8 protein-coding genes are annotated in these 9,214 nt (G+C 38.4%); all 8 read left to right on the top strand.

The genetic code is table 11. The features are described 5' to 3' along the window. Window positions 1-49: 49 nt before the first annotated feature. The 8 genes from QVH07_RS06435 to QVH07_RS06470 all read left to right on the top strand — a co-directional run bounded on the left by QVH07_RS06435 (window position 50) and on the right by QVH07_RS06470 (window position 9,099). Window positions 50-1,453 carry a hypothetical protein gene (locus QVH07_RS06435; RefSeq protein ID WP_289999334.1) on the top strand — a complete coding sequence of 468 codons (1,404 nt, stop codon included), beginning with the start codon at window positions 50-52 and terminating at the stop codon, window positions 1,451-1,453. Between the two features lie 27 nt (window positions 1,454-1,480). Next, window positions 1,481-1,867 (top strand): DUF413 domain-containing protein, encoded by a 387-nt coding sequence (maoP, locus tag QVH07_RS06440; protein WP_289999335.1) that lies wholly within the window; start codon window positions 1,481-1,483, stop codon window positions 1,865-1,867. 116 nt (window positions 1,868-1,983) lie between these two features. Further along, window positions 1,984-2,295, top strand: coding sequence for a helix-turn-helix transcriptional regulator (locus tag QVH07_RS06445; RefSeq protein ID WP_289999336.1), 312 nt, complete (start codon window positions 1,984-1,986; stop codon window positions 2,293-2,295). A gap of 2 nt (window positions 2,296-2,297) precedes the next feature. Further along, window positions 2,298-3,575 (top strand): type II toxin-antitoxin system HipA family toxin, encoded by a 1,278-nt coding sequence (locus QVH07_RS06450; RefSeq protein WP_289999337.1) that lies wholly within the window; start codon window positions 2,298-2,300, stop codon window positions 3,573-3,575. Window positions 3,576-3,663: 88 nt separating this feature from the next. Next, window positions 3,664-4,014 (top strand): four helix bundle protein, encoded by a 351-nt coding sequence (locus QVH07_RS06455; RefSeq protein ID WP_289999338.1) that lies wholly within the window; start codon window positions 3,664-3,666, stop codon window positions 4,012-4,014. Window positions 4,015-4,045: 31 nt separating this feature from the next. Continuing rightward, window positions 4,046-7,216 carry a type I restriction endonuclease subunit R gene (locus QVH07_RS06460; protein WP_289999339.1) on the top strand — a complete coding sequence of 1,057 codons (3,171 nt, stop codon included), beginning with the start codon at window positions 4,046-4,048 and terminating at the stop codon, window positions 7,214-7,216. Between the two features lie 321 nt (window positions 7,217-7,537). Beyond that, complete coding sequence (locus QVH07_RS06465; protein WP_289999340.1) at window positions 7,538-8,455, top strand: DUF5655 domain-containing protein; 918 nt, start codon at window positions 7,538-7,540, stop codon at window positions 8,453-8,455. Then, a complete protein-coding gene (locus QVH07_RS06470) occupies window positions 8,452-9,099 on the top strand; it encodes a hypothetical protein (protein ID WP_289999341.1) in 648 nt (215 codons plus the stop codon). The genes QVH07_RS06465 and QVH07_RS06470 overlap by 4 nt, the downstream gene beginning before the upstream one ends. Window positions 9,100-9,214 lie beyond the last annotated feature (115 nt).

The following is a 9,214-nucleotide window of genomic DNA, read 5'->3' on the forward strand; positions in this document are numbered from 1 at the left end:
TGCAGTTTTAAAAGAAATTTTTTATTCTGTGTTTTTTAAATTTTTCGACATGAAACCTTTTTATCTTTTCCTGGCCTTTTGCCTGGTTTATTCCATTCAAGTACAGTCTCAAGTTAAACCCATTAAATCATCTGATCGGAAAATAGAATTTAATTTTTCGGATCCAGATGAAATCACGATTCCCAAGTGGATGGAGAAAGGAGATTTCTATCAGGTGATGGTTCATAATATCAATTTGAATAATTACCGAGTGGAGATGACCATCAAGGATTCGGTTTATTATAGTTCTGCGATAGATTTTCCTGTTTTTGGATCGATTGATATTTCCAGTTTAGAGGGTGTGGTAAAAGAATTGTCTGCTTCTGAAATTGAGCCTATTGCCGCTCAACAGTCTTTAGAGTTTGCCGACAATATTCCAGAACAGATAAGAGAGTTCTTGGAGAAACAACAAGCCCAAGTAAGGGTAGAAAGTGAAAAATTTAAGGCCTTGACTGATCGTATAGATGAAGAACGCTTTGACATAATGATTTTCAAGGTTAAAGCAAAATCAGAAACAGCTGATTTTGATCTCACAGACTTTAAGATAGATGAAAAAATAAAGGCCTTTGAGCAGATTAAAACAGAATTATCTTCACTTAATTCTTCTTACAGCAAGGACTTTAAAGCGTTTACTGATTTCTTTCAACAATCTGATATAATTGATTTTTTTAAGGGTGACATTGGACCAGTAACGCAATTAAAACAAGAGAAAGAAAAAACGGAAAAAGCCTATTCTACACTGAAGGCGGGATTATCAAAGGCCATCACACAAATAAGTACAGACAACGTAAATAAGATTTTGACTTCTGTAATTCATCTTTATACTAATAATACCTTTACCTCACTCCCCATCCAGTTTACCGGCGATGAAGCTGAGCTCAAAATGAGTTTTATCCCAAAGGATTCAGCTTCAAATCTTCAGGTTTATCATCTTTCACCTGTGAAATTTGGAAAATCACCCTGGTATTGGGCAGTGGGACCGGGAATGTATTTCTCAGGTTTAAGCAATGAAAGGGTAGGTTTTGAAACCATCAATGTCACTGATTCTACGCAACAGTTTAAGGTGCTAGAGGAAAACCCACAAGAAGGAGAAATAGGAGTATCTGCCTTATTTCATGCAGGACGGCGGTTTAGGCTGGGAAGTCTTTATGTAGGGATTCATGCAAGTGTAGGAACAGGTGTTTCTTTGGGTGAGGATATCAGGGCAAGAATGCTTTATGGAGGAGGGCTTTCCTTTGGAGAAAAGAATCATTTGGTAATTGATGTGGGTTGGGCAAGAGGTTATGTGGATGTTTTAGCCAAGGAATTTGAGGAAGGGCTACCAGAAGGTATGTTTACTGAAAAACCCTCGGTACTAGTCCAGGACTTGGATACTTCTTGGTTTATAAGTGTAGGCTATATGTTTAGTTTTTAATTTAGTCTTGAATTTATTTTTTTAAAAATGAGCACTTTATCAGATCACCTCAGGTATTTGCATCAGTCCGGAGAGTTTACCATAGATGTGAGTTTAGCTATTTTCAGTCCTGAAGAAATAGAAAACCTAAGGAGGTTTGGCCATTGGTATGAAGCTTTGACCCTTGGTCTGATTGAACCTGTAAGTGAACCCCAGAAAGAGTTTATCCGAAGTGCAAGAGGCGAAAAATCACCCACCACAGAACATGAAATCGCCTGGTATAAATACCTGGGAAGAAAAAAACTTGAATCTGATGATCCTGATAAGTTTAAATTGAATTACCAGGCAAGAGAAAAGGGTTTTTATACTCGTCAACAATTCAAACAGATGAGAAGCATGATGGGATCAGAAATGAATAAAAACCATCGAAGATAAATGGTTGATCTTTCCATCAAGTTCTCTTAAACCCAGATCAATCAATTTTTTAAAAAACACTATAATGTATTATTAATGATACAAAAAATCTATATTTGTTTCAATAATAGAACATTATGGCAAATTCAAGTCCTTCATTATTACCTAAACAGGCACGCTTGCTATCCATGGTAGGTGAGCAGATAAAGCTGGCAAGATTAAGAAGAAAGCTAAGTAGCGAGCAAGTTGCGGAGCGTTCGGGAATTGGTCGGTCTACTTTGGTAAGAATAGAAAAAGGAGATCCTGGCGTGAGCATAGGAAATATATTGAATGTGCTAAAGGTTTTAGGACTGGAACAAGACCTGCTATTACTAGCCAAAGACGATGAGCTGGGTAGGAAAATTCAAGATGCCGAGCTCAAAACAAAGAGCAGAGCTCCTAAAAGATAAAAATGCCAAACCCAAATCACCATAGAGAAATTCTGGTTTATGCCGATTGGGAAGGTCTAGGTGGACCTGAACCTGTTGGTGTACTAAGTTCTGAGCGTGTGCGCGGTTCTGAGGTCTTTTCATTTAGCTATAGCGAGTCTTGGCTTAAGAATAAGTATGCACAAGTCATAGACCCTGATCTTCAATTATTCTCAGGTCGGCAATACTTGGCAGAAGCAGAGAGGCAGAACTTTGGGGTGTTTACAGATTCCTCCCCGGACCGATGGGGCCGTGTACTTATGCGCAGGAGGGAAGCAGCCGTGGCTAGAAAGGAAGAGCGTTCGCCTAGAAATTTATTTGAAACGGATTACCTGCTTGGTGTCTATGATGAGCATAGAATGGGGGCTTTGAGATTTAAGCTCTCCGAAGATGGACCTTTTCTAAACAATGACCGGGCACTTGCCTCTCCACCCTGGACTTCTATCCGTCAATTAGAGGAGATCAGCTTAAAGTTAGAAGGAGATGATGTCATGGATGATCCGGAATATTTGAATTGGCTGAATATGTTGATTGCACCTGGATCATCTCTGGGGGGGGCGAGACCCAAGGCGAGTGTGCAGGATCCAGATGGGCATTTGTGGATCGCTAAATTCCCCAGCAAAAATGACGAGGGAAATATTGGAGCATGGGAATGGATAACTTATCAATTGGCTCTAGAAAGCGGAATAAACATGGGGCCTGCACAGGCCAGAACATTTTCAGCTGCTCACCATACGTTTTTAGCCAAGCGATTCGATAGAACAGCAGAAGGGGGGAGACTTCACTTTGCCTCAGCCATGACCATGCTAGGCTATGCCGATGGTGATGATTATCACGAAGGAGTGAGTTATCTTGAATTGGTCGAATTTATCACCACGTCTGGAGCAAATGTTAAACAAGACTTAGCTGAATTATGGAGAAGAATTGTTTTTAGTATGTGCGTATCTAATACGGATGATCATTTGAGAAATCATGGGTTTATGCTGACTACTTCAGGATGGATTTTGTCTCCAGCCTATGACATCAACCCAGTAGAAACAGGAACAGGGCTTAAGCTCAATGTCTCAGAAGATGATAATGCCTTAGATCTTGATTTGGCCATGGAAGTAATTCCTTATTTTAGAATCAAAGAAAAAGAAGCATTAGCAATCATTAAAGAGGTAAAGAATTCGGTAAGAAAATGGTCTACACTTGCTCAGGAGATGGGTATATCTCGTGGAGAAATAGAATTAAAGGCCAATGCTTTTAGACTAGTAGAATAATTAAGTAAGCAATGAACATGTTCACCACAGCTCAATTTTGACTTACCCTTTTTTAATTGTTAAAGGTTAATGATAAATGGTTAATGAGATGAGAGAGAATGTAGTGAAGAATAAGAGTTTAGAATTTGCAGTGAGAGTGGTAAAGCTGTATCAGTTTTTATGTGATCAAAAAAAAGAATTTGTTCTTTCAAAACAACTGCTAAGAAGCGGAACTTCTGTGGGAGCAATGGTTCGAGAAGCCGAACACGCTGAAACAAAGAAGGATTTTAACCATAAAATGGGCATCGCTCAAAAAGAAATTAATGAGACTATTTACTGGCTTGAATTATTGCATCAAACAGATTATTTGACCCCAAGTGAATTTGAAAGTATGAAAGCTGATGCAGTTGAAATCATTAAAATAATCACAGCTATATTAAAATCTTCAAAAACCCAGTGAACATTGAACATCTAATAATTAACCATTTAAAATGAAGTTTTCCGAATCCCAACTTGAACAAGCCTTTATTGATCTTCTAAGTGAGCAAGGTTATCCCTATGTACCGGGTGAGGAGATTATCAGGGGAAAGGAAGAAGTTCTGATTCGAGAAGATCTGCAGAGTTATTTGCATCAGCAATATGGAGATCTGGGAATTACTCCTAATGAAATTTCTTCTATCATTCGAGATTTGGAGAAGCTTCCTGCATCAGATCTTTATGAAACCAATAAGACGATCATGCACTGGGTTCGGGATGGCTTTCTACTTAAGCGGGAAGATCGAAATCAAAAGGATCTTTTTATCCAGCTGATCGATTACGAAGAGCCGGAAAGGAATCATTTTAAGTTTGTCAATCAGCTAGAGATTCAGGGTTTTGAGAAGCGAATTCCAGATGGAATTATCTACATCAATGGTATACCTCTGGTGGTTTTTGAGTTTAAGTCCTCTATACGAGAGAATGCCACTTTGCATTCTGCATATGTGCAGTTGACCACTCGCTACAAGCGCGATATTCCTGATTTATTTAAGTATAATGCTTTCTGCGTAATCTCTGATGGGGTGAATACCAAAGCGGGAAGTTTTTTTGCTCCCTATGAGTTCTTCTATGCCTGGCGGAAAATCAAAGGACTGGATAAGGAAATAGACCCTACTACAGGTAAGTCGACCAAGGTTCATGGAATAGATGCCATGTACACCCTGATTCGTGGGATGCTGGACAAGCATCGACTGACGGATATCATTCATAATTTTATTTACCTACCGGATAGCTCTAAGAAAGATGAAAAAATCGTATGCCGCTATCCGCAATACTATGCTGCCACCAAGCTCTTTGAAAATATCAAAGTTCATTCACATCCTCATGGTGATGGGAAAGGGGGGACCTACTTTGGGGCAACAGGTTGCGGTAAGAGTTTTACCATGCTTTTCCTGACTCGATTACTGATGAAAAGCGTGGACTTTGCCAGTCCGACGATTGTGTTGATTACTGACAGAACGGACCTTGATGATCAGCTCAGTAATCAGTTCACTAATGCCAAGCGTTTTATAGGAGATAATGTAATCAAGTCGGTGCTAAGCCGGGAGGATCTGCGAAAAGAACTAAAGGGCAGAAGCTCTGGGGGAGTGTTTTTGACTACGATTCATAAGTTTAATGAGGACACCGATCTATTGACCGATCGTTCTAATGTGATATGTATTTCTGATGAGGCACACCGTAGCCAAACCAATCTAGATCAGAAGGTTCGGATCACCGAACAAGGCGTGAAAAAGAGTTTTGGCTTTGCGAAGCATCTTCATGATTCATTACCGAATGCTACTTATGTGGGTTTTACGGGAACACCAATCGATGCGACAATGGATGTATTTGGTGAAATCGTAGATACCTACACCATGACTGAATCGGTAATGGATGATATAACGGTACGGATCGTCTACGAGGGTCGGGCTGCCAAGGTCTTATTAGAGAATAAAAAGCTTCAGGAGATAGAAGAGTATTATTCTATGGTGGCCGAATCTGGAGGGAATGAATACCAGATCGACGAAAGCAAGCGGCAAATGACCCAAATGGGCACTATACTCGGTGATCCGGGAAGGATAGAAGCCATTGCAAAAGACTTTGTAAAACATTATGAAAATAGGCTTGAGGAGGGAAGCACTATATTGGGAAAGGCCATGTTTGTCTGCAGTAACCGGCAAATAGCCTTTCAGTTGTATCAGGAGATTCTTGCGCTAAGACCTGAATGGGGAGAAGTAATTACCGCCGCAGAAGGAGTAGAGCTTAGCGAAAAAGAACAAAAAGAAATTCTACCCATGGCCAGAATAAATATGGTCATGACCAGGGGAAAAGATGACCCTGAAGCTTTGTACAACCTATTGGGGACAAAAGATGATCGAAAGGAATTGGATAGGCAGTTTAAAAACGCAAAGAGTAATTTTAAGATAGCCATCGTGGTGGATATGTGGCTGACAGGCTTTGATGTTCCTTTTTTAGATACCATGTATATTGATAAGCCAGTGCAGCAGCATAGTTTGATTCAGACCATTTCTAGGGTAAACCGGAAATTTGAAGGCAAGGAAAAGGGTTTGGTGGTGGATTACATCGGAATCAAAAAGCAGATGAATTTGGCCTTGAAGCAGTATTCTACTCAGGACAGCCAAAACTTTGAAGATATCGAACAGTCTATCATCGTGGTTAAAGATCACTTGGATTTGTTGGATGCCATTTTCCATAAATTTGATTCAAGTGACTATTTCGATGGAACGCCCTTACAGCAGTTGCATACCCTAAATCAAGCGGCGGAATTTGTTCAAGTTACCCAGTCCTTAGAAAAGCGATTTATGAATCTGGTTAAGCGTATGAAAGCCGCTTATGATATCTGTTCGGGTTCTGCGGAATTCACCAATGAAGCTAAGGATAAGATTCATTTCTACATCGCGGTTCGCTCCATAGTCTTCAAACTGACCATGGGAGAAGCCCCTGATACCGACCAGATGAATGCGAAAGTGCGGGAGATGATCCAGGAAGCCATACTTAGCGAAGGGGTGGAAGAGATTTTTAAACTTGGGGATACCGGCAAAAAAGGAGTGGATATTTTTGATCCTGATTATTTGGCCAAGATCGATAAGATTAAGCTGCCCAATACCAAAATCAAGCTTTTGCAGAAACTGCTTTCCAAAGCGATTGATGAATTCAAGCAGATCAACAAGATTAAAGGCATTGATTTTTCTAAGAAGATGCAGCACTTGGTTGAGAAATATAACGAGCGGAAAGAAGCTGATGTCCTGCAAAGTGAAGTTTTAGAGGACTTTACTAATGAGATCATTGACCTTTATTATGCGATGAAAAAGGAGAAAGATTCTTTTGCAGAGATGGGGATAGACTTTGAGGAAAAGGCCTTTTATGATATTTTGAAGGAGTTGGCGATCAAATATGACTTCGTCTATCCTGAAGATAAGTTGATCCATCTAGCTCAGCTTGTCAAAGATGTAGTTGATGACAAAGCCAAATACACCGACTGGAGCAAGAGGGATGATATCAAGGCCGAGCTGAAAGTGGATTTGATCATCCTATTGGCAGAAAACGATTATCCTCCTGTAGATCGAGATGAAGTCTATAAAGAGATATTTGAGCAGGCAGAGAATTTTAGGAGGTATTCAAATTAGGTAAATATGAATGTTTCAAATGAAGATTTTAATTTGTTGAAAAGGATTTCAAAAGAAATTAATAAATATTTCAAGGCTCCAAATTCTAATCCAGAAACCAGATCAACTGACATTTACGATTATATAAGGAGATAGGAGGGCTTGAAGGACAAATTCCCGACGGGGAAGGAATTCAATCAGTTTTTGAGAAAAATGCACAAAGCAGGTTTGTTCAAAGCAATAGTTCCAAACTCTATCGTGGATACAAGTAATCCTAACTTTTATCAATGGAGGTTTTACAAAAAATCTAAGTACTAAGAAACTCTAAATAATTATAGCTAAATGGATCTCTACAATCTCAAAAGTGGCAAACTCGAGGAAGTAAAAAATTTACCTTTTAAACTAGAAAAGGATATTCAATCTTTGGTGGAAGGAAATCTTGAGATACTCTTTGGACTTGAGTTTGTTACGAGTGAATTTCAATTAAACGGTCTACGAATTGATTCATTAGGGTTCGATAAGCAATCAAAGTCCTTTGTGATCATTGAGTATAAAAAGAGAAAGAATGATTCAGTAATAGATCAAGGGTATTCTTATTTGGCGCTATTAATAAATAATAAAGCTGACTTCATTCTGGAGTATCAAGAACGAACAGGACTCAACTTAAAAAGGAATGAAATAGACTGGAGTCAATCTCGAGTCATTTTTATATCTCCGCAATTCACTACTTATCAGAGGAAAAGTATAGATTTCAAAGATTTACCTTTCGAATTATGGGAAATAAAGAAGTACTCCAACAATACGATTGCATTAAGCCAGCATAAATCTGTAAGTCAAGAGAGCGTAAAATCAATTAGCTCTAAAGACAACAGGGCAAAGGAAGTGAGCAAAGAAATTGTGGTTTATACTGAGGAAGATCACTTTGCTAAAGCTTCTGATACTCTGAAAGAGCTCTATGAGGAATTGAAAGAAAAAGTGTCAGGGATTGGAGATTTTGATATTAACCCCTTGAAACACTGGATAAATTTTAAAGCTAGTAAAAAATGGATTTTTGACGTCGAAGTGCAAAAGGCAAGACTGAAGATGAGGATTAATCTAAACAAAGGTCAACTAGACGATCCAAAGGGTCTTTTTAGAGATGTCTCACATGTAGGACATTTCGGATACGGAGATTATGAGGCTCCAATTACTTCTGAAACCGATTTAGACTACTTAATGAGCTTGATTAAGCAGAGCTATAATTATCATAATAGTCAGTGAACGCCTTTAATGAATCAGACGCTGAAAAGCTTATTAAATGTGTCAAGGAAAACACAAAAGGAATATTAGCAAACCTTGATAGGGAGGCTATTGATGTTTACAGGTTTCTAATTTCTGAGTTTAGAAAGGGGGATGTTAGCAAAAATTATCTTTTTCAATTCGTATTTCGATCATACTATCGCCTTGATAATGCTGGATTAACCCCAGAGTTTAAATCAAGATATTTTGAATTGATGGAGGAAAAACGAGATAATCAATCGATTGGAATTAAGGATTTACTCCTTGAACTCGAAAAATATCCCAGAATCAAGGAGAATAAAAAGAATCAGAAAAAAGGTAGTTTTCAATTTTCATTTGTATCGAAACTTCTAAATACCGTTGATCCAGAATTCCCTATTTATGATTCAAAAGTTTCAAAGGCTATCGTAGGATCAGCTTACAATCCTGCGGGCACATTTGATCACAAATTTAATGTTTATCAAAGTAGACATAAGGTAATAAGGAAAACCTATTCTTATATTTTAGATAGAAAATCCTTTAAATCACTCTTATCTGACTTTGATGAGTTCTTTCCTGATAATGGCTTATCTGATTTAAAGAAGTTGGATTTCATTTTTTGGAGCTATGGTAAGACCATAGAATGATTTTTTCTTAGTGTTACTTCCCGATACAAAATATAATGTACGTTGATTATCAGGTAGTTACGTGCTTATAGGTACAAATAAGCAACAAAAACTATCGCTAAACAGCTAAATAAGG

Source organism: Algoriphagus sediminis (assembly GCF_030403435.1).
Lineage (GTDB): Bacteria > Bacteroidota > Bacteroidia > Cytophagales > Cyclobacteriaceae > Algoriphagus > Algoriphagus sediminis.

Excerpts from the sequence above, each read along its gene's own strand:
- QVH07_RS06445 (WP_289999336.1), top strand. The coding sequence starts at position 1,984 with ATGGCAAATTCAAGTCCTTCATTATTACCTAAACAGGCACGCTTGCTA.
- QVH07_RS06465 (WP_289999340.1), top strand. The coding sequence starts at position 7,538 with ATGGATCTCTACAATCTCAAAAGTGGCAAACTCGAGGAAGTAAAAAAT.
- QVH07_RS06435 (WP_289999334.1), top strand. The coding sequence starts at position 50 with ATGAAACCTTTTTATCTTTTCCTGGCCTTTTGCCTGGTTTATTCCATT.
- QVH07_RS06455 (WP_289999338.1), top strand. The coding sequence starts at position 3,664 with ATGAGAGAGAATGTAGTGAAGAATAAGAGTTTAGAATTTGCAGTGAGA.
- QVH07_RS06460 (WP_289999339.1), top strand. The coding sequence starts at position 4,046 with ATGAAGTTTTCCGAATCCCAACTTGAACAAGCCTTTATTGATCTTCTA.
- maoP (WP_289999335.1), top strand. The coding sequence starts at position 1,481 with ATGAGCACTTTATCAGATCACCTCAGGTATTTGCATCAGTCCGGAGAG.
- QVH07_RS06450 (WP_289999337.1), top strand. The coding sequence starts at position 2,298 with ATGCCAAACCCAAATCACCATAGAGAAATTCTGGTTTATGCCGATTGG.